General features: G+C 69.5%; 23 protein-coding genes. 12 read left to right on the top strand and 11 right to left on the bottom strand.

Annotation, left to right across the window (positions count from 1 at the left end; all coding sequences use genetic code 11):
• Positions 1-15 precede the first annotated feature (15 nt).
• Together rpmB and rpmG are read left to right on the top strand one after the other, a co-directional pair.
• Positions 16-249, top strand: coding sequence for a 50S ribosomal protein L28 (gene rpmB / locus AC1DTW_RS05525; protein WP_056467531.1), 234 nt, complete (start codon positions 16-18; stop codon positions 247-249).
• A 15-nt stretch (positions 250-264) separates the two neighbouring features.
• On the top strand, positions 265-432 hold the full coding sequence (rpmG, locus tag AC1DTW_RS05530) for a 50S ribosomal protein L33 (protein WP_056467528.1): 168 nt from the start codon (positions 265-267) through the stop codon (positions 430-432).
• Between the two features lie 111 nt (positions 433-543).
• Here the strand turns inward: rpmG and AC1DTW_RS05535 are convergent, their stop codons facing one another.
• The gene (locus tag AC1DTW_RS05535; RefSeq protein WP_477979990.1) at positions 544-1,767 is read right to left on the bottom strand and encodes a DesA family fatty acid desaturase; all 1,224 of its coding nucleotides are present in this window, start codon (positions 1,765-1,767) and stop codon (positions 544-546) included.
• Between the two features lie 125 nt (positions 1,768-1,892).
• On the bottom strand, positions 1,893-3,152 hold the full coding sequence (locus AC1DTW_RS05540; protein WP_477979992.1) for an RsmB/NOP family class I SAM-dependent RNA methyltransferase: 1,260 nt from the start codon (positions 3,150-3,152) through the stop codon (positions 1,893-1,895).
• Positions 3,153-3,172: 20 nt separating this feature from the next.
• Here AC1DTW_RS05540 and AC1DTW_RS05545 point away from each other — a divergent pair, with 20 nt between their 5' ends.
• Together AC1DTW_RS05545 and AC1DTW_RS05550 are read left to right on the top strand one after the other, a co-directional pair.
• On the top strand, positions 3,173-3,421 hold the full coding sequence (locus AC1DTW_RS05545; protein WP_477979994.1) for a DUF1653 domain-containing protein: 249 nt from the start codon (positions 3,173-3,175) through the stop codon (positions 3,419-3,421).
• On the top strand, positions 3,418-4,071 hold the full coding sequence (locus tag AC1DTW_RS05550; protein WP_477979996.1) for a DUF1345 domain-containing protein: 654 nt from the start codon (positions 3,418-3,420) through the stop codon (positions 4,069-4,071). Before AC1DTW_RS05545 ends, AC1DTW_RS05550 begins: the two co-directional genes overlap by 4 nt.
• 6 nt (positions 4,072-4,077) lie before the next feature.
• Here the strand turns inward: AC1DTW_RS05550 and purN are convergent, their stop codons facing one another.
• The gene (purN, locus tag AC1DTW_RS05555; protein WP_477979998.1) at positions 4,078-4,704 is read right to left on the bottom strand and encodes a phosphoribosylglycinamide formyltransferase; all 627 of its coding nucleotides are present in this window, start codon (positions 4,702-4,704) and stop codon (positions 4,078-4,080) included.
• Between the two features lie 118 nt (positions 4,705-4,822).
• Here purN and trpS point away from each other — a divergent pair, with 118 nt between their 5' ends.
• On the top strand, positions 4,823-5,830 hold the full coding sequence (gene trpS / locus AC1DTW_RS05560; protein ID WP_477980000.1) for a tryptophan--tRNA ligase: 1,008 nt from the start codon (positions 4,823-4,825) through the stop codon (positions 5,828-5,830).
• On the opposite strand, the gene AC1DTW_RS05565 is transcribed toward trpS, so the two are convergent.
• The 6 genes from AC1DTW_RS05565 to AC1DTW_RS05590 form a co-directional block, all read right to left on the bottom strand.
• Complete coding sequence (locus AC1DTW_RS05565) at positions 5,824-7,122, bottom strand: tryptophan--tRNA ligase (RefSeq protein WP_477980002.1); 1,299 nt, start codon at positions 7,120-7,122, stop codon at positions 5,824-5,826. The two genes, trpS and AC1DTW_RS05565, sit on opposite strands and share 7 nt — an antisense overlap.
• A gap of 31 nt (positions 7,123-7,153) precedes the next feature.
• Entirely contained in the window at positions 7,154-7,525 is a 372-nt protein-coding gene (locus AC1DTW_RS05570) for a glutaredoxin family protein (RefSeq protein WP_477980004.1), read from the bottom strand.
• Positions 7,526-7,605: 80 nt separating this feature from the next.
• On the bottom strand, positions 7,606-7,959 hold the full coding sequence (locus AC1DTW_RS05575; RefSeq protein WP_477980006.1) for a RidA family protein: 354 nt from the start codon (positions 7,957-7,959) through the stop codon (positions 7,606-7,608).
• Positions 7,956-8,645: a glycerol-3-phosphate 1-O-acyltransferase PlsY gene (plsY, locus tag AC1DTW_RS05580; protein ID WP_477980008.1), complete on the bottom strand. Its 690-nt coding sequence runs from the start codon at positions 8,643-8,645 to the stop codon at positions 7,956-7,958. The genes AC1DTW_RS05575 and plsY overlap by 4 nt, the downstream gene beginning before the upstream one ends.
• 58 nt (positions 8,646-8,703) lie before the next feature.
• Positions 8,704-9,183: a Cys-tRNA(Pro) deacylase gene (gene ybaK / locus AC1DTW_RS05585; protein WP_477980010.1), complete on the bottom strand. Its 480-nt coding sequence runs from the start codon at positions 9,181-9,183 to the stop codon at positions 8,704-8,706.
• A complete protein-coding gene (locus AC1DTW_RS05590; RefSeq protein ID WP_477980242.1) occupies positions 9,180-10,238 on the bottom strand; it encodes an aldo/keto reductase in 1,059 nt (352 codons plus the stop codon). The genes ybaK and AC1DTW_RS05590 overlap by 4 nt, the downstream gene beginning before the upstream one ends.
• Positions 10,239-10,367: 129 nt before the next feature.
• On the opposite strand from AC1DTW_RS05590, the gene AC1DTW_RS05595 reads away from it, so the two are divergent.
• The 4 genes from AC1DTW_RS05595 (at position 10,368) to AC1DTW_RS05610 (ending at position 13,634) form a co-directional block, all read left to right on the top strand.
• On the top strand, positions 10,368-11,090 hold the full coding sequence (locus AC1DTW_RS05595) for a phosphatase PAP2 family protein (protein ID WP_477980012.1): 723 nt from the start codon (positions 10,368-10,370) through the stop codon (positions 11,088-11,090).
• On the top strand, positions 11,087-11,326 hold the full coding sequence (locus AC1DTW_RS05600) for an acyl carrier protein (RefSeq protein WP_477980014.1): 240 nt from the start codon (positions 11,087-11,089) through the stop codon (positions 11,324-11,326). Before AC1DTW_RS05595 ends, AC1DTW_RS05600 begins: the two co-directional genes overlap by 4 nt.
• Positions 11,323-12,534, top strand: a complete 1,212-nt coding sequence (locus AC1DTW_RS05605; protein ID WP_477980016.1) for a beta-ketoacyl-[acyl-carrier-protein] synthase family protein — start codon at positions 11,323-11,325, stop codon at positions 12,532-12,534. Before AC1DTW_RS05600 ends, AC1DTW_RS05605 begins: the two co-directional genes overlap by 4 nt.
• A 68-nt stretch (positions 12,535-12,602) precedes the next feature.
• Positions 12,603-13,634, top strand: a complete 1,032-nt coding sequence (locus AC1DTW_RS05610; RefSeq protein WP_477980018.1) for an isocitrate/isopropylmalate dehydrogenase family protein — start codon at positions 12,603-12,605, stop codon at positions 13,632-13,634.
• An 18-nt stretch (positions 13,635-13,652) separates the two neighbouring features.
• Here AC1DTW_RS05610 and AC1DTW_RS05615 read toward each other — a convergent pair whose 3' ends face one another.
• A complete protein-coding gene (locus AC1DTW_RS05615) occupies positions 13,653-13,913 on the bottom strand; it encodes a hypothetical protein (protein WP_477980020.1) in 261 nt (86 codons plus the stop codon).
• Between the two features lie 115 nt (positions 13,914-14,028).
• Here AC1DTW_RS05615 and AC1DTW_RS05620 point away from each other — a divergent pair, with 115 nt between their 5' ends.
• Complete coding sequence (locus AC1DTW_RS05620; protein ID WP_477980022.1) at positions 14,029-14,631, top strand: rhomboid family intramembrane serine protease; 603 nt, start codon at positions 14,029-14,031, stop codon at positions 14,629-14,631.
• Between the two features lie 117 nt (positions 14,632-14,748).
• Positions 14,749-17,490, top strand: a complete 2,742-nt coding sequence (locus AC1DTW_RS05625) for a winged helix-turn-helix domain-containing protein (RefSeq protein WP_477980024.1) — start codon at positions 14,749-14,751, stop codon at positions 17,488-17,490.
• A 15-nt stretch (positions 17,491-17,505) separates the two neighbouring features.
• On the opposite strand, the gene gshA is transcribed toward AC1DTW_RS05625, so the two are convergent.
• The gene (gene gshA / locus AC1DTW_RS05630) at positions 17,506-19,059 is read right to left on the bottom strand and encodes a glutamate--cysteine ligase (protein ID WP_477980026.1); all 1,554 of its coding nucleotides are present in this window, start codon (positions 19,057-19,059) and stop codon (positions 17,506-17,508) included.
• Between the two features lie 145 nt (positions 19,060-19,204).
• Between gshA and AC1DTW_RS05635 the strand changes: the two genes are divergently transcribed.
• Positions 19,205-19,759, top strand: a complete 555-nt coding sequence (locus tag AC1DTW_RS05635; protein ID WP_477980028.1) for a GAF domain-containing protein — start codon at positions 19,205-19,207, stop codon at positions 19,757-19,759.
• Positions 19,760-19,782 lie beyond the last annotated feature (23 nt).

Here is a 19,782-nt window from a genome sequence, read left to right on the forward strand (position 1 = left end):
GATTGGAGAAGCGTCATGGCACGCGTCTGTCAGGTCACGGGCAAAGGCCCGATGGTGGGGAACAACGTCTCCCACGCAAACAACAAAACGAAGCGTCGCTTTCTGCCGAACCTGCAGTACCGCCGCTTCTGGGTCGAGGCCGAGAACCGCTGGGTGCGTCTGCGCATCTCGAACGCGGCGCTGCGCCTGATCGACAAGGTGGGCATCGAGAAGGTCCTCGTCGACCTGCGCGCCCGCGGTGAAATCTAAGCCAAGGAGCTGATCATGGCAAAAGGTGGACGCGAGAAAATCAAGCTGGAATCCAGCGCCGGCACCGGTCACTTCTACACGACCGACAAGAACAAGAAGACCACGCCCGAGAAGCTGGAAATGATCAAGTTCGATCCGAAGGCACGCAAGCACGTGACCTACAAGGAAACGAAGCTCAAGTAAGAGGGGAAGAAGGGGTCGCGTTGCGACCCCTTCTTTTTTGCTTTCGTCAAACAGAAAGGGCCGCATTCGCGGCCCTTTCGTTTGGACGCCTCGGACGGCGTCTCTTGTGCCCTATGCGTGGGCGGCGCGCAGCTTCAGCGCGAACTCCTGCAGCGCAGCGATGCCGCTCTCTTCGGCCTTCTTGCACCACGCCTGCAGATCGGCAACCAGCTGCTCGGCCGACACGCCGGTGCGGGTCCAGAGCGAGCGCAGTTCCTCGCGCATCGCGACCAGCTTCGCCAGCCCCGGGCTGTGTTCGACTGCCGCGGCGACACGCGCCTTCACGGCCATCGGGATCTTGTCTTCGTCGCGGTGCAGCCAGCGATTCGCGAGCCGCATGTTCTCGAGCTTGGCCGCGCTGCTCGAGCCCTCGGCCTTCAGGCGTGCGACTTCGGCGCGGCTCGCATGGCGCAGGTTGCGCGCGTACTTGGCCATCACCTCATAGCGGTTCGCGATGATCGCCTCGAGCGTCTTGTCGTCGGCAACCGGCTTGACGCTGCCCAGACGCAGCAGCGGCGCGGTCTTGCGCACCTTCGCCAGGCCCAGCATTTCCAGACCGCGGATGTAGGCCCAGCCGATGTCGAACTCGTAAGGCTTGACCGACAGCTTCGCCGACGTCGGGTACGTGTGGTGGTTGTTGTGCAGCTCTTCGCCGCCGATGATGATGCCCCACGGCGAGATGTTGGTCGACGCGTCGGGCGCCTCGAAATTGCGATAACCCCACCAGTGGCCGATGCCGTTGATGATGCCGGCCGCGGTGATCGGGATCCACGCCATCTGCAGCGCCCAGACGGCCGCGCCGATCGCGCCGAACAGCATCAGGTCGATCAGCAGCATCACGCCCACGCCCTGCCAGCTGTAGCGGGTGTAGAGATTGCGCTCGATCCAGTCGTCCGGCGTGTTGTGGCCGAACTTGGCGAGCGTTTCCTGGTTCTTCGCTTCGGCGCGGTACATCTCGCTGCCGGTCAGCAGCACCGCCCTGATGCCACGCGTCTGCGGGCTGTGCGGGTCGTCTTCGGTCTCGCACTTGGCGTGGTGCTTGCGATGGATCGCGACCCACTCCTTGGTCACCATGCCGGTCGTCAGCCACAGCCACAGCCGGAAGAAGTGCGACGGAATCGCGTGCAGTTCGAGCGCGCGGTGCGCTTGCGCGCGGTGCAGGAAGATGGTGACCGAGGCGATCGTGACGTGGGTCGCGACCAGCGCGAACAACAGCACCTGCCACCACGTCGCCCCGACCAGGCCGTCGGCCAGCCAGTTGATCAACGCGTCCCAAACCAATATCAACGAATCCATTTGTACCTTTGAGCCCGCTCGAAACGCAGGTGGCAGATTGTAAAGGAGGGCCTGGCGCCAAACCCTTTCGATTTGACGGGTTTGACACCGCCTGTTTGTCCCATGTCAAGGCGGATGGCCTGATCTCAATTGCGCTCCCAGACCGCCGCGAAGAAGCCGTCGGTTCCGTGACGGTGCGGCCACAGGCGCAGGCAGTCGCCGCGCACCAGCGTCTCGGCCTGCGCGACATGCGCCTTCGTCAGCACATCGAGCGCCGGCAGGCGCCTGAAGTCGCGTTCGCGCTCGGCGTCGAAGGCCTGCGCGATCTCTTCGTTCTCGGCATCGAGCAGGCTGCAGGTCGCGTAGACGAGCCGGCCGCCCGGCTTCAGCAGCCGGGCCGCACTCGCCAGGATCGCCGCCTGCTTGACGCGCAGCTCGTCGACCGACTGCGGTGTCTGGCGCCACTTCAGGTCGGGATTGCGGCGCAGCGTGCCCAGCCCCGAGCAGGGCGCGTCGACCAGCACGCGGTCGAGCTTGCCGGCCAGGCGCTTGATGCGCTCGTCGCGCTCGTGCGCGATCTGCACCGGGTAGACGTTCGACAGTCCGCTGCGCGCCAGCCGCGGCTTCAGCGACGCGAGGCGGTGGCCGGAGGTGTCGAACGCGTACAGCCGCCCGGTGTTGCGCATCTCGGCGCCGAGCGCGAGCGTCTTGCCGCCGGCGCCGGCGCAGAAGTCGGCGACCATCTCGCCGCGCTTCGCGCCGAGCATCAGCGCGAGCAGCTGGCTGCCTTCGTCCTGGACCTCGACGTCGCCGCGCATGAACACATCGAGCTTGTGCAGTGCCGGCTTGCCGCCGATGCGCAGACCGAGCGGCGAATACGGCGTCGGCAACGCTTCGATGCCCTCGGCCTTGAACGCGGCCTGCACGTCGTCGCGCTTGGCCTTGAAGGTGTTGACACGCAGGTCCAGCCCGGCGCTCTGGTTCATCGCCTCGACGAGCGGCCAGAACTCGTCGCCGTGCGCCGCCTGCAGCCGCTCGGCGAGCCATTCGGGCAGGTTGTGGCGCAGCTTGTCGGGAAGCGCGCTGCGATCGACGTTGCCAACCTGCGCGAGCCACTGCTGCTCGGTCTCGCTCAGTGCGGCACGCAGGAAGCCCTCGTTGCCCTGCCAGGCCAGCACCGCGAGGCGTCGTTCCATCTCGCCCTTGCCCGATTGCGCCAAATGCTGGTAGAGCAGGCGCTCGCGCAGCACGGTGTAGGTGGTTTCGGCCAGCGTGTGGCGCTCGCGGCTGCCGAGTGTGCGGTGCTGGCGGAAGAAGTCGGAGACGACGCCGTCCGCCGGGTGTTTGAGCTGAAGGACCTGGTGGATCAGTTCGGTGGCGAGTTCGAGCAAGGCGTTCGGGTGCATCGCCGGATTATCCTTGGCCGATGACCGACGCCCCTTCAGCCCTGCCCGCCTTGCCCGACACCCCGCTCGGCCGTTACCGGCACTACAAGGGCGGCGAATACGAGGTCGTCGGGGTCGCCCGCCACAGCGAGACGCACGAACCGCTGGTCGTGTACCGGCCGCTTTACAACACGAGCGGCTGGTGGGTGCGGCCGCACGCGATGTTCTTCGAGAACATCACGATCGACGGCGTGACGCAGCCGCGCTTCCGGCGCGTCGACCCTGCATGACGCGGCTGCTCGAACATGTGCGGGTGCGTCCGCGCATGGCCATCGCCACGGTCGTCGGCCTGGCGGTCGGCTTCGGGGCGCCGGGCGCGGCGCACCCGGTCACGCGAATGCTGATCGGCTGGAACGCGGGTGTCTGGCTGTTTCTCGTACTGGCCGGGCTGATGATGCTGAAGTCCGACCACGAGCGGCTGCGCCGCAATTCGATCGCCCACGCCGAGGGCGCCGCCACGGTGCTGACGCTGGTCGTCGTCGCCGCGGTGCTCAGCATCGTCGCGATCGTCGTCGAGCTGGCGGCCGTGAAGCAGCCCGGCGCGCACCACGCGCTGCCACACGTCCTGTTTGCGCTGGCGACCGTCGCCGGCTCGTGGCTGCTGTTGCCGACGCTGTTCGCGATGAACTACGCGAGCCTGTACTACGTCAGTGCGCGTGGCGGCGGGCTGCAGTTTCCGGGGCCGGACGCCACGTTCCAGCCCGACTACGGCGACTTCCTGTACTTCTCGTTCACGATCGCGGTCGCATCGCAGACCGCCGATGTGTCGATCTCGACGCGTGCGATGCGCCGCCTGGTGCTGCTGCAATCGGTGCTGTCGTTCGCGTTCAACACGACGATCCTCGCGTTCACGATCAACATCGCGGCGAGCCTGTTCTAGATCTCGTCAACGCAACAGCTGCGGTTCGCCGCGCAAATGGCTGACGATGCCGTCGGTCGTGCGCAGCAGGTCGTGCACGAGCCAGCGCACCGCACGCGGGTACAGCACGTGCTCGCGTTCGAGCACGCGCGCCGCGAGCAGTTGGGGCGTGTCGTCGGGCAGCAGCGGCACGACGGCCTGCGCGATGATCGGCCCGTGATCGAGTGTCGGGGTCACGAAGTGCACCGTTGCGCCGGCGAGCTTGCAGCCGGCATCGATCGCGCGCCGGTGCGTGTCCAGCCCGGGAAAGGCCGGCAGCAACGACGGATGCACGTTGACGAGGCGGCCCGCGAAGCGCTCGACGAAACCGTCGCTCAGGATGCGCATGAAGCCGGCGAGTGCGACCACGTCGGGCGCGAAGGCCTCGATCGCCAGCGCCAGCTCGGCGTCGAAGGCCTCGCGCGAATCGAAGGCCCGGTGTTCGACGACCGCCGTCGCGATGCCGTGCTGGCGCGCGAACGCGAGACCCTGCGCATCGGCCCGGTTGCTGATCACCGCCGCGACGCGCGCGCTCCAGCCCTCGGTGGCGCAGGCGCGCACGATGGCTTCCATGTTCGAGCCACGGCCCGAGACGAGAATGACGATTCGCTTCACAGGGCGCGCAGTGTACAGAGCACCCGGGTCTGCGAGTACGCAGACCCACCCGCCGAGCGGGTCGGGCCTTGCTTGGGGCGGCCCGGCGCGGCGGCCCGCGCGCCTACACTCACGTCGCATGAAGCAACGGGTTCTTTCCGGCATGCGCCCGACCGGCGCGCTGCACCTCGGCCACTACCACGGCGCGCTGAAGAACTGGGTCCGGCTTCAGCACGAGCATGACTGCTACTTCTTCGTCGCCGACTGGCATGCGCTGACCACGCATTACGAAGACCACGCCGACCTGGAACGCAATGTCTACGACATGGTCGTCGACTGGCTCGCCGCCGGCATCGACCCGGAGCGTGCGACGCTGTTCATCCAGAGCCGGATGCCCGAACACGCCGAGCTGTTCACCTTGCTCGCGATGGGCACGCCGCTGTCGTGGCTCGAGCGCGTGCCGAGCTACAAGGATCAGATCGAACATCTTCGCGGCCGCGATCTCGCGACCTACGGCTTCCTCGGCTACCCGTTGCTGCAGGCGGCCGACATCCTGATCTACCGGGCCGCCTTCGTGCCGGTCGGCGAAGACCAGGCGCCGCACGTCGAGATCACGCGCGAGGTCGCACGGCGCTTCAACCACCTCTACGGCCGCAAGAACGGGCAAGAGCGGACCGTGCTGACCGAGCCGGCGACCCTGCTGACCGAGACCAGCCGGCTGCCTGGCCTGGACGGCCAGAAGATGAGCAAGAGCTACGGCAACGACATCGCGATGCGCGAGGAACCGGCCGAGGTCGAGCGCAAGATCCGGCGCATGCAGACCGACCCGGACCGCGTGCGCCGTACCGACAAGGGCGACCCGAATCGCTGTCCGGTCTGGCAGTTCCACAAGGTCTACTCCGACGCCGACACGCAGGCCTGGGTCACCCAGGGCTGCACCAGCGCCGGCATCGGCTGCCTCGAATGCAAGCAGCCGGTGATCGACGCGATCCAGCGCGAGCAGGCGCCGTGGCGCGAGCGCGCCGAACGCTACCTGAGCAACCCGAAGCAGGTGCAGTGGATCGTCGAGGTCGGCACCGAGCAGGCGCGCGGCGTCGCGCGGCGGACGATGCGCGACGTGCGCACTGCGATGGGCCTGAACTACTGAGCCAGCGCGGCGAGCGCGTCGGCGACATCCTGCGCGCTGACGCCCTCGCCATGCGCCACCGGCGCATCGGGGATCGCCGCCGCGCCTTCGTTCTTCAGCCGCGCGACCCACTGGCCGGCATCGCGCCCCGAATCGAAGGCCGCGCTTTGCAGCAGCACGCGGCCATCGGCGGCCGCGAGCTTGAAATAGAACTTGCCGTCGGCCTCGCGGTACTGCTTGAAGCTCGGCAGCGCGGGCTTCGCCTTTTCCGCCGGCGCGACCTTGGCCACCGGTGCGGCGACCATTCGCCGCAGGCCGACCGCATCGCGCAGTTCGGCGAGGAACGGCGCCGCCACCGCACGCGCCTTGCGTGCGCCTTCGAGCAGCGTCTCCTCGATGCGCTCCGGGTGCGCGATCAGGTCGGCATAGCGTTCGCGCAGCGGGCCCAGGTCGCGCTCGATGCGCTCGACCACGTGCGCCTTGGCGTCGCCCCAGCCGAGGCCGGCCTTCAGTTCGCTGCGGAACGCGGCGCGCTCGGCATCGTTCGCGAACGCCTCGAAGATCGCGACCAGGTGCGAGTTGTCCGGATCCTTCGGCTCGCCCGGCTCGCGCGAATCGGTCACGACACGCGCGAGCGCCTCGCGCAAGCCCTTCGCACCGCCCTCGAACAGCGGCACCGTGTTGTCGTAGCTCTTGCTCATCTTGCGGCCATCGAGCCCCGGCAGCATCGCGACGCGCTCGTCGACGTTCGCCTCGGGCAGCACGAACAGGTCGCGCCCGGCGCCGAACAGGTGGTTGAAGCGCTGCGCAAGATCGCGCGCCATCTCGATGTGCTGGACCTGGTCGCGGCCGACCGGCACGCGGTGCGCGTTGAACATCAGGATGTCGGCGGCCATCAGGATCGGGTAGCTGAACAGGCCCATCGTGATGCCGGCATCGACATCCTCGCCGGCCGCGAGGTTCGCATCGGCCGCGGCCTTGTACGCGTGCGCCCGGTTCATCAGCCCTTTCGACGCGACGCAGGTCAGCAGCCAGGTCAGCTCCGGCACCTCGACGATGTCGCTCTGGCGGTAGAAGGTGACGCGCGACGTGTCGAGCCCGGCCGCGAGCCAGGTCGCGGCGATCTCGAGCCGCGAGCGCTCGATGCGCGCCGGCTCGTCGCACTTGATCAGCGCGTGGTAGTCGGCGAGGAAGAAGAAGCTCTCGACGCCGGCCTCGCGGCTCGCGGCGATCGCCGGCCGGATCGCGCCGACGTAGTTGCCGAGGTGCGGGGTGCCGGTCGTCGTGATGCCGGTCAGAACGCGTTGGGTCATGGGGTCGTGGATTTCGTTGTTCGAGGCATCGTCAAAGCGGTCGCGCCGCGAGCGCGTCGGCGACCGCCTGCGCGCTGAAGCCGACGAGCCGCCTGCCGCGCACCAGCAGCACCGGCGTGCCGGGCGCCATCAGCGCGTGGTAGCGCTCGGCGCAGGCCACGTCGCGCTCGATCAGGCACTCGCTGAAGGGCACGCGATTCTCGTCGAACCACGCGCGCGCCGCGGCGCAGTAGACGCAGGTCACCGAGCCGATCATCTGGATGTCGCCGGGTCGCGCAGCGGCCGCGACCTCGGCGCCGAGCCGCTCGCGCGACCACTTCGTCGCGGCCTGCATCGCCACCGCGGCGCCCAGCACCAGCGCGACGAGCGCCAGCAGCGAGCGGGGCGATGATCCGAGCTGCATCGGGGTCTCAAGCAAATGTGGCTTTGCCACTTTGCTTCACCCCTGGGGGCGGGAATGTCGAAGACATTTCCTGGGGGTGCTCAGATGGCCGCGGTCACGACCATCTCGACCTTCCAATCCGGCTTCGCGAGGTTCGCCTGCACGGTCGCGCGCGGCGGCGCGTCGCCGGGCGCGAGCCAGTCTTCCCAGACCTCGTTCAGCGTCGGAAATTCGGCCAGGTCCTTGATGAAGATCTGGCACATCAGGATGCGCGCCTTGTCGGTGCCGGCTTCGTGCAGCAGCTTGTCGATCGCCGCCAGCACCTGCTCGGTCTGGCCGCGGATGTCTTGTGACGCGTCGCCCGCGACCTGCCCGGCAAGGTAGACCGTGCCATTGTGAATCGTCATCTCCGACAGTCGATCGCCGACATGGAATCGGCGCAGCCCCTGGGTCATGATTTCGCTCCGTGCTTGTGTGAGTGTTGCGAGTGTTTGGCGTGATGCGGGTGGTGGGCCGCCGCCGGCGCGGCGACCGCCTTCTGTCCAAGCTTGCTCTCGGTGCCCTTGAGCAGCTTCTCGATGTTGGCCTGGTGGCGCCAGATCAGCAGCAGGCCCATGATCGCGACCGCCACCGCGACCGGCCCGCCGCCCCAGATCAGGATCTGATAGAAGGGCGCGAACACCGCGCTAACGATCGCCGCGAGCGACGAGTAGCGCGTGAACACCGCGATGATGACCCAGGTCGCGAGCGTCGCGAGACCGAGCCAGGGATTCAGCCCGAGCAGCACACCGGCGGCGGTCGCGACACCCTTGCCGCCCTTGAAGTGGAAGAACACCGGCCACAGGTGGCCGAGGAACGCAGCCAGGCCGACCAGCGCGACGGTGCCTTCGTCGAGCCCGTACGGGGCGCCGAATTCCTTCACCAGCGCGACCGGCACGTAGCCCTTCAGCGCGTCGAGCAGCAGGGTCGCGATCGCGGCCGACCTGTGGCCCGAGCGCAGCACGTTGGTCGCGCCGGGGTTGCCCGAGCCGTAGCTGCGCGGATCCTTCAGCCCGACCACGCGGCTGACGATGACCGCGAACGACAGCGACCCGATCAGGTAGGCGGCCAGCGTGGCGAGCGCGGGATAGAGGGTCTGCATGGAGTGGGTGTGGAGTCAGCGGCAGCCGTCATTTTGCGCCCGGCAGCAGCGCACGCATTCAGAGGGCGCAGTTCACCGGCTTGGCGCCGAGCAGCTCGACCAGCAGCTTCGGCGCGATGCCGATCAGGTAGCCGCGCCGCCCGCCGTTGATGCAGATGCGCGGCAGCGCGAGCGCGGTCTCCTCCACATAGACCGGCATCGCCTTTTTCGTGCCGAACGGCGAGGTGCCGCCGACCATGAAGCCACTGTGGCGCTGGGCGACCTCGGGCCGGCAAGGTTCGACCGACTTCGCGCCGATCTGGCGCGCGAGGTTCTTCGTGCTGACCTGCTTGTCGCCGTGCATCAGCACGATCAGCGGCTGCGCGCGTTCGTCCTGCATCACCAGCGTCTTGATGACCTGGTGCTCCGGCACGCCGAGCTGGCGCGCCGACTCGGCCGTGCCGCCGTGCTCGACGTAGTCGTAGACGTGCTCGCTGAACGCGACGCCGTGCCGGCGCAGGAACTGCGTCGCCGGGGTCTCGCTGACGTGCTTCTTCATTGGGCCGGATCGCGAATCGTCCAGCGGATCGCGTCGATCTGCGCCAGCAGCTCCGGCGCCAGCGCCGTGCCCCAGGCCTCGAGGTTCTCGTCGAGCTGCGCGACCGTGTTCGCGCCGATGACCGTGCTCGCGACGCGCCAGTTGGTGTAGCAGAACGCCAGCGCCATCTGCGTCGGCGTCAGGCCGTTCGCGCGCGCGAGCGCGTTGTACTGACGCGCGGCGGCGAGCACCTCGCGCCGACCCCAGCGCTGTTTGCGAAACGCCTCGAAGCGCGTCATGCGGTCATTGGCGCCGCCGCCGGTGAAGCCGACCTCGTCGTACTTGCCGGTCAAGGTGCCGAAACCCAGCGGCGAATACGCGAGCAGCGAAACGCCCTGGCGGTACATCACCTCGTCCAGGCCGTTGTCGACGACGCGATTCACCAGCGTGTAAGGGTTCTGCACCGTCGCGACGCGCGGCAACCCGTGCGCATCGGCGAGGCGGACGAACTCGCTCAGGCCCCAGGGCGTCTCGTTGCTCAGGCCGATGTAGCGAACCTTGCCGGCCTGCACCAGACCCGCCAGCGCGCAGAGCTGGTCGTGGATCGAGGTGTAGTCGCGCTCGTTCGCCGGCTCGAAGTAAAGCGGCCCGAACATCGGCACGTTGCGGTTCGGCCAGTGAATCTGGTACAGGTCGATCACGTCGGTGTGCAGGCGCTGCAGGCTGTCGTCGCAGGCCTGGCGGATCTCGTGCGGCGTCAGGTTCGCGCTGCCGCCGCGAATCCAGTCGGCGTTGCGCGACGGGCCGGCGACCTTGGTCGCCAGCACGACCCGGTCGCGCAGCCCCGGGGAGCGCGCGAACCAGCGGCCGATGATCCGCTCGCTCGCACCCGCGGTCTCGCGGCGCACCGGCACCGCGTACATCTCGGCGGTGTCGATGAAGTTCACGCCGCACTCGAGCGCGCGATCGAGGATCGCATGCGCGGTCGGCTCGTCGACCTGCTCGCCGAAGGTCATCGTGCCCAGGCAGATCGGCGGCACGCGCAACTCGCTGCGGCCAAGGGTGACAAGCGGCAGGGTGTTCATGGCCGCCGAGTTTATCTGCGGCGCGCGAACGGTGGCACAGTCCGGCCCGACGGGGTTGACCGTCACGGTGCGTCGCGCACCTTCTGCGAAACTCCGGGAGATGACGCCGCCGAATCCGCAATGATCCGAACCGCACCGCCGCCCTGGGCCACCGAACTCGCGCTGCGCCTGCGCCGCCATTTCCTGCTGAAGCTGTTCGGCACCACCGCGTGGGTCTGGGCCTTCTTCATCGGCTACTTCGAACTGTTGCGTCACCCGGTCCATCCGGTCACCGTGATGCCGCTGACGGCGCTCGACACGCTGATCCCGTTCCAGCCCGGCGCGCTGTTCGCGTACCTCACGCTGTGGCTGTACGTCGGCGTCGCCCCCGGTCTGCAGCTGACGTTCCGCGAGCTGCTGGTCTACGGGCTGTGGGCCGGCGCACTGTGCCTGACCGGCCTGGGCCTCTTCTACGCCTGGCCGACCGCCGTGCCGCCGCTCACGTTCGACGTCTCCGGCTTCGCCGGCTTCGCGATGCTGCAGGGCGTCGACGCGACCGGCAATGCCTGCCCGTCGATGCACGTGGCGATCGCGCTGTTCACGATGCTCTGGATCGAGCACTTGTTGCGCCGGATGCGGGCACCGCTGACGCTGCGCGGCCTGAACCTCGCCTGGTTCCTCGCGATCGCCTGGTCGACGCTGGCCATCAAGCAGCACGTGGTGCTCGACGTGCTCGCAGGTGGCCTGCTCGGCCTCGCGTTCGCGCTGCCGTCGCTGCACTGGCGTCCGGGCGCGGCGCGCGAGCGTGGGCCAGAAAGAGGAGCAGATATCATCGAACGCATGTCGACCGACACCGCCCAATGAACACGCTGAAAGACCTCCAGGCGCTGATCCACGAGAAGTTCGGCATCGATCCGGCAGAGCTCGGGCCGGACACCTCGATGCGCGAAAAGGGCTTCGATTCGCTCGCGCTGGTCGAATTCCTGTTCGCGATCGAAGATCACTTCCAGATCTCGATGCGCGACGAAGACTCCAACATCGACACGCTGGCCCAGCTGGCCGCCGCGGTCGATGCGATCCGGGCCAAGCAGGCGGCGTGAGCACCCCGGTCGCGGTCACCGGCCTGGGCGTCGTCGCCCCGCACGGCGACGACGCCCAGGCCGTTTTCACAGCGCTGATGCGCGGCGAGTCGGCGCTCCAGGCGATCTTCCCTGACTTGCCCAAACCGGCCGCCGCTGCCCGCGTCGCGTTCGACGCGGCGCGCTGGTTCACGAAACTGCAGTTGGCCGGCGTCGACCGCGTCAGCCAGCTCGCGGTCGCCGCCGCCGAGCTCGCGATGCTCGATTCAGGCGCGGCCGGCAGCGCCGACCCGGAGCGCATCGGCATCTACGCCGGCTGCGGCATGGGCGGCGCGACCGCGCTCGAAGCCGCCTATCGCAGCGGGGGCGGCGGTCGCGTGCCGCCGCTGACGATTCCCGCCTTCATGCCGAGCGCGCCGGCCGCGCACATCGCGATGCGCCAGCGCGTTCAGGGGCCGGTGCTGACCTACTCGGTGGCCTGCGCGTCATCGGCTGTCGCGATCGCCGAGGCCGCCGCAGCCGTGCAGCGCGGCGACATCGACCTGGCGATCGCCGGCGGCGCCGAGGCGCTGATCGTGCCCGGCGTGCTGCTCGCGTGGCAGGCGATGCAGACTCTCGCCGCCTTCGAGCCGGGCGCGGCAGCGCGCGCGGTGCGGCCGTTCGCCGGCGACCGCAGCGGCTTCGCGCTCGGCGAAGGCGCGGCCTTCGTCGTGCTCGAGTCGGCCGAACGGGCGCGCCGCCGCGGCGCACGCGTCCACGCCTCGCTCGCCGGCTGGGGCTTGAGCAGCGATGCGACGCACCTGACCAAGCCCGATGCGCCCGGCCAGGCGCGCGCGCTGCGCGCCGCATTGCGCCGTGCCGGCCTGCAAGCGCGCGACATCGGCTACTGCAACGCGCACGGCACCGCGACGCGCATCGGCGACGTGGTCGAACGCGACGCGCTCGCGCAGGTCTGGGGCGACGACCTCGACACGCTGCGCGTCAGCTCGACGAAGGCGCTGCATGGCCACCTGCTCGGCGCCGGCGGCGCGCTCGAGGCGGTGATCACGGTGCTCGCACTGCAGCGCCGCGAGCTGCCACCGAACGCGCACTGCGCCGAGGTCGATTCTGCTTGCCGGATGAACCTCGTGCTGCATCCCGACACCCACGCGCCGCAACTCGAGGCCGCGATCAGCAACTCCTTCGCGTTCGGCGGCACCAACGCGGTGCTGCTGTTCGCACGCGCCTGAGAGGGAGACCCGCGGCCCGCGGCGTATGCTGCGGCCTGCCCCGACAACCGTTGACGAAAGAGCTGCCGATGACGACCCCGATTCAAGCGACCCTGATCCCGGGCGACGGCATTGGCCCCGAGATCGTCGACGCGACGCTGGCCGCGCTCGACGCGCTGAAGGCCCCGTTCGAATGGGACCGCCAGATCGCCGGCCTCGGTGGCGTGCAGGCCGCCGGCGACCCGCTGCCGCAGGCCACGCTCGACAGCATCCGCCGCACGCGCCTCGCGCTGAAGGGTCCGCTCGAGACGCCGTCGGGCGGCGGCTACCGCTCGTCGAACGTGCGGCTGCGCGAGGAGTTCAAGCTCTACGCCAACCTGCGCCCGGCGCGCACCGTGATCCCCGGCGGGCGCTTCGACAACATCGATCTGATGGTCGTGCGCGAAAACCTCGAAGGCCTGTACATCGGCCACGAGCACTACGTGCAGATCGACGACGACCCGCATGCGGTGGCGATGGCCACCGGCATCAACACCCGCGCCGGCAGCCGGCGCCTGCTCGAATACGCGTTCGAGACGGCGGTCGCGACCGGCCGCAAGAAGGTCACGATCGTGCACAAGGCCAACATCATGAAGGCGCTGACCGGCATCTTCCTCGAGACCGGCCTCGATCTGTACGAGAGGAAATACAAGGGCCGGTTCGCGCTCGACACCGTGATCATCGATGCCTGTGCGATGAAGCTGGTGCTGAACCCGTGGCAGTTCGACATGCTGGTGACGACGAACCTGTTCGGCGACATCCTCTCCGACCTGGTCGCCGGGCTGGTCGGCGGCCTCGGCATGGCGCCGGGCGCGAACATCGGTGCCGACGCCGCGATCTTCGAGGCTGTGCACGGCTCGGCGCCCGACATCGCCGGCAAGGGCATCGCAAACCCGACCGCGCTGCTTCTCGCCGCCGCATTGATGCTCGACCACGTCAAGCTTCCGCAGCTCGCGACCCGTCTGCGCGAGGCGATCGATGCGACCCTGAACATCGACAAGGTGCGCACCGGCGACCTCGGCGGCACGGCGGGCACGGCGGCGTTCACGAAGGCGCTGGTGAGCCGCATCGGCGGCGGGTGAGACCCCGGATCGGTTGCGTCAGACCAGCACGACCGCCTGCAGCTGGCGCGCGATTTCCATGATCTGCGCCGTCATGTCGGCCTCGACGCCGCGCACCGGCGCAGGGCCGAGGAAGAAGGTCTCGCGCCCGCGCTGCGCGACGAGGCGATGGCCGTCGACGCCTTGCGAGCGCGCGTAGATCACGGTCTCGCAGGTGTCGGAGATCAGCGCCTTGTTGCCCGTCTGCGATTGCGCCTCATAGAAATTGCTGCCTCGTGGCGCCTCGGTCAGTATCCACATGTCTCGGTCCTCGGTGGGCTTGTGAGTCGAAACGACTAATGTGCCTGAGCGCCACGGCCGGCACGCCACGTTCCCCTCCAAACCACTCTCGCCGATGAATGATCTTCAATCCCTGTTGAACGACACCCCCGGCGCCGCGCTGCTGCTGACGGCGATGCTGGCCGCGAGCCTGGTCGGGCTGTTCAGGGCGCCGCAGATGGTCGAGCGCAATCTGTTCCGGCCGCACTGGCTCGTGCCGCGCGGCGAGTACCTGACGCTGATCACCAGCGGCTTCCTGCACGCCGACCTCGCGCACCTGCTGTTCAACGCGTTCACGTTCTGGGCCTTCGGCTTCGGCCTCGAACGCACGATCGGCACGCCGGCGTTCCTGGCGCTCTACTTTTTCGGCCTGCTGGTCAGCGACGCAGGCACCTGGCTGAAGCACCGCGACGACCCCGACTACCGCAGCCTCGGCGCGTCGGGCGCGATTCTGGCCGTGCTGTTCGCGGCCATCGTCTACCACCCGGCCAGCTCGATCTTCATCCTGCCGATTCCGGTGCCGATCCCGGCGCCGCTGTTCGCGCTCGGCTACCTCGCCTACACGTACTACGCGGCGCGTCAGGGGGGCGGCCGGATCAACCACGACGCGCACCTGGCCGGCGCGGTGGCCGGCGTCGCGTTCGTCGCGGTCACCGACTGGCCGGCGCTGATGCACGCGCTGCACAGCTTCATCGGCTGATCCGATCGTGCCGGCGCGGAACCTCGCGCGCGAGCGCGATGTCCTTCCCCGCCACCACCGGACCGGGCGAGAATCGCGACCTTGTTGTATCAACCGAGCCCTCCACCGGCCGCGACGATGGACGCCCTGCCCTTCGCCACCACCAAGATCCAGCCCCCGCGCCTGCGCGCCCTGCGCGTCGAGCGGCGCGCGCTCGACGCGGCCGTCACCGAGGCCGTGCTGACCCGTCGCGTCGTGCTGCTCCAGGCGCCGGCCGGCTTCGGCAAGACCTCGCTGCTCTCGGCGCAACTCGGCCGCCTGCCGGCGGGCACCGCGCAGGCCTGGGTTTCGCTGGACGCAGACGACGATCCGCAGCGCCTGCTGGCATGCCTGATCACGGCGCTCGAACCCCATGACCTGCCTTGGCGCACCGCGCCGGAAGCGTTGGTGGCGCAGGCGGCCGACGCCGGTCCGGGCATGCGCCGAGCGGTCGCCGAGCTGATCAACGCACTCGCCGCTTGCGACGCTCCGCGCGGCGTGATCGTGCTCGACGACCTGCACCGCGTCACGCTGGCGCAGACCGGCGCGCTGCTCGATGCGCTGATCGAGCGCTTGCCGGCGCACTGGACGCTCGTGCTCGCGAGCCGCGTCGCGCCGCCGCTGGCCCTCGCGCGCTTGCGGGTCGCCGACGAGCTCGCCGAGTTCACGCAGGACCAGCTGCGCTTCGGCGCCGCCGAGGCCCGGGCGCTCGCCGACCACGAGGCCGAGCCGGCCGCGAGGGCGCGCGTCGACGCGTGTGTCGACGAACTGCTCGCGCGCACACAAGGCTGGCCGGCCGGTCTGCAGCTCTGCCTCGCGGCGCTGCGCACACGCGGCGGCGCCACGGGCAGCCTGGGCGCGCACGCCGACATCGGTCCGCGCGCGTCGAACCTGATGGACCGGCACCTGTTCGACTACCTCGCCAGCGAAGTGCTCGACGACATGCCGACACCGCTGCACGATTTCCTGGTGCGCTGCTCGGTACTCCCGGAGCTGACGGCTGGCCGCGCCGCGGCCGTCAGCGCAGATGCTCTCGCGGCGCAGCACATGGACGAGGTCGAACGCCGCGGCCTGTTCGTCACCGCGCTCGAATCGAACGAGCGCACGCTGGTGCTGCACGACCTGTTCCGCGATGCGTTGCAGGAGCGGCTGCGGCGCCGCTTTCCCGACGAGCTGGCGGTGCTGCTGCGCCGGGCCGCGGCCGGCGAGACCGATCCGTTGCGCCGCGTCGGCTACCTGCTGCGCGCGGCGGACTGGGCCGCGGCCGAGGATGCGCTGGTCGAGTCGGCATCCGACCTGTTCCTGAACGGCGGCAGCGGCGAGGTGCAGCGCCTGATCGAGCAGTTCCCCGCGGACTGGCGCGGTGCCTCGCCGCGACTCCTGCGTCTGGCCGGCATCGGCTGCTGCCTGCGCTGGCAGTGGACCGAGATGGCGCGCTGCATGCAGGAGGCCGAGACCGCCGCGGCCGACGACGAGGACGAGCGCCTGCTCACGCAGGCCTACCTCGCGCTCGCCTGCTACCCGCTCGGCCGCGATGTGCACAGCGAGTCGCTGATCGCGCAGCTCAAGGCGCACGAGACGCGCTCCGGCCGCGCGCTCGGCCCGGCCACGCGCCGCGTGATGCTGATGGCCGATGCAAGCCAGCACTTCCGGCGCGGCGACCACGCGGCACTGCCCGCCGTGTATGGCGCGGTGCTGCAGTCGCTCGCGGCCGGCGCTTCGCTGTATGCATGGTGGGAGTGCGCGCCGGCCACCAACTGGTCGACGATACGCGGCATGCGCGTGCTGCTCTCGCGGTATGCCGACGGCGCGCTGGCGCGGCTCGGCGAGCGCGCGCTGCCGATGCGCGGCGAGGTGCAGCTGCTGCGCGCTTTCACGCGGCTCTGGGCCGGGCATCTCGACGCCGCGGCCGCCGAGGCCCGCAGCGCCGAAGCCGACATGCAGTGGCTGGCGTGCTCGGCCGAGATGGAGGTCGGCGTCGAGACGTTCCGGATGATCGAGGCCGCGATGCGCGGCGACGCCGCGACCGTCTATCGGCGGCTCGACGCGCTGTACCTGCGCGAAGACAACGCGACCGAAGAACGTCGCGCGCTGTGGCGCCATCAGATGGCGGTCTACGGCGTGCGTCTGAGCGACGTGCTCGGCGGCGACGCCGCGGCGCTGCAGCACTGGGCCGGCCGCCTGTTCGAGCGCCCGCTCGACGATCCGGCGCCGGTCAACGCGCGCGCGGTCGCGGCGCGCGCGCGCTACGCCGCCGCGCAGGGTCGGTGGCCCGACGCCGTGGCGCTGTTCGAGCACCTGCTGCCGCGGGCCGAGAACATGGACGTCAACGGCCAGGCGATCGAGCTGCAGCTGCGCTGCGCGCACGCGCGGCTGCGCTGCGATCGCTTGGCAGACGCTGCCGCAGCCGCCGCCGATGCGCTCGACCGCATGCGCCAGGAGGACGAACGCGGGCACGCGTTGATGTGCGGTACCGCGGTGCTCGAAGCGCTCGCGAGTGCGCCGTGGGGCGAGCGGCTATCGATCGAACAGCGGGCGGAGCTGCACGCCGCTGCGGCGCTGTCCCGCAACTTGCGCAGCGCCGCGCCGCCGGCCTCGAGCGATACGCTGCCGGCACCGGCAAGCGAAGCCGCCGGCGATGGCTTCGCGGTGCCGGCGCTGCTGAGCAGCCGCGAGCGCGAGGTGCTCGAGCGCATCGGCGCCGGCGACAGCAACAAGCTGATCGCCCGCGCGCTCGACATCAGCCCGCACACGGTCAAGCGCCACGTCGCCAACATCCTCGACAAGCTCGGCCTCGCCTCGCGCGGCCAGGCCGGCGCGTGGCTGCGCGAGAACGCCTGACGCGGCGGCTGGGATCTAGACGCGCGCCGGCGCGCGCTTGCCCGGAACGCCCAGACGCTCGGCCGAGACATACTGCTGGCGGTAGAGCTCGAACGGCAGGCTGTCGTTCGCCTCGAGGCGCTTCTGCGCGTCGACCGAGGCCTTCGATTCGGCCGCGAAAAGCGCCTGCGCTTCATCGGAGAACGGCAGCGCAAGCAACGCGTGGCGCGTCTGCAGCGACTGCGCGCGCGTGAAGCCGACGTACGAACTATCGAAGTCGCGCGTCATCGCCGCGAGCACGCGCGCGGAAGGCGCGATGTCGGGCTCGCGCAGCACCGCGGTGGCGGACGCGAGCGCCTCGCGGTAGCCGCTGCCGCCGTGCAGCGCATCGAGCCGGCGCGCGATCGGCGCGAGCGCGCGCAAGATCTCGCCGCCCCACTCGGTCAGCGTGACCGCGGCCGCGCCGCGTTCGAGCCGCAGGCCCGGCTCGCGCCCGCGGGCCGCGACGCGCTGCTGGTTGCGCGCCAGTGCGCCGATCTCGTCGGGCGTGTCGGGCGGGCTCTCGGCGAGCAGGCAGTGCAGCAGGAACAGGTCGAGGAAGCGCATCGTCGAAGCGTTGATGCCGACCGGCTCGAACGGATCGAGGTCCATGCAGCGCACCTCGACATACTCGACGCCGCGCTCGCGCAGCGCATGCAGCGGCCGCTCGCCAGGGAAGATCACGCGCTTCGGGCGGATCGTGCCGTAGAACTCGTTCTCGATCTGCAGCAGGCTGGTCGCGAGCTGGTTGTAGTCGCCGCCCGGGTTGCGAATGCCGACCGCCTCGTAGGCCGGATACGGCCTTGTCAGCGCCTCCTGCAGTGATGCGGCGTAGCGCTCGAGGCTGTTGTAGCTGACCGAGAGCGAGGCCTGCGCGTCGCTCTGGTAGCCCAGGCGGCCCATGCGCAGCGAGGTGCCATGCGGCATGTGCAGCGTGCCGCCATTGAGCACCTGCAACTCGTGCTCGCGTCCGGCGACAAAGCTCGAACACAGCGCCGGCGACGCACCGAACAGGTACAGCAGCAGGAACGACTCGCGCCTGAAGTTGCGGATCAGCCCGAAGTATTCCTCGGTCGAGATGCCCGGCATCGACCAGTTGTAGTGGATGCCCGAGATCGTCTGCATGCGCCGGCCGTAGCGATGCCCCAGGCCCATGCGGTAGACGCTCTTCGCGCGCCCGACGTTCGAGGTGCCGTAGCGGCCGATCGGGATGTTCTCGTCGGTCGGCAGCCCGCAGGGCATGCTCGAGACCCACAGCATCTCGTCGCCCAGTTCCTGCAGCGCGCGGTAGCTGAACTGGTGGACCTGCGTCAGCTCGGCCACGCATTCCTGCGCGCTGGCGTGAACGCCGGTGACGAACTCGAGCTGCGATTCGCTGAAATCGGTCGTGATGTGCGGATGCGTCAACGCCGAACCGAGCGCCGCGGGATGCGGCGTGAGCGCGAGCCCACCGTCCGGCAGCGCGCGCAGGCTCTCCTTCTCCACCCCCCGTCGCATGTCGCGCAGCCGTGCATCGGGCCATTCGCGCAGGCGCTGATCTGTACCGCTCATGCGGTCTCTCCTCGAAACTTGTCTGGGGCGGACGGTAGCAGACCTTGAATCTGCCTGCCCGCGTCCGGGAACCGGCGGCGCAACCCCGAGGCGGCGCGCCCGCTTGAGGGAAAATCGACGCCTGCAGCGACGACGGAGTGCCAGTGTGAGCGGCGTACCCAATTTCCACTTCCTGACGCGGGACCTGGCGCATGAGGTGGATGCGGGGCGCGTGACGGACATCGAAGCCGCCGGCAAGGTGGCCGAATACATCCAGAAGGCGCTCGGATGCATGCACGTGACCTTCTGGAGTGTCTCCGGTCAGGTCGGCCAACGGGTCATGCGCAGCGTCGCGGCCTATGACGGCGCGCGCAACCTCGCCGTCGCCGGCACCGCGGTGTTCCCCGAATCCGGCGGCGGTTTTTTCGGTGCGCTGGTCCGCGACGGATGCTATGTCTGCGGCGACACCTTCGCGGACCCCGCTCTGCAGAGCGTGAAGGAGCGGATGCTGGTGCCGTTCAACATCCGCGCCTTGTTGGCGGCCTCGTACGGCGGCCATGGCGAGGTGTGGGGGATCATCACCTGCACGAACAACGTCGCTCGGAAGTGGCGCCCCGCCGAGGTCACGGCACTGCGCAAGTGCGCGGCCGAAATCTCGACGCTGCGCGCCAGGCGCCGCAGACTCGGGAATTCGCTTTCCACCGGTGGCTTCCTGGATTGACGGCGTGGCCGTCGAGCGCTTCC

The organism is Rhizobacter sp. P5_A1, from assembly GCF_056400745.1.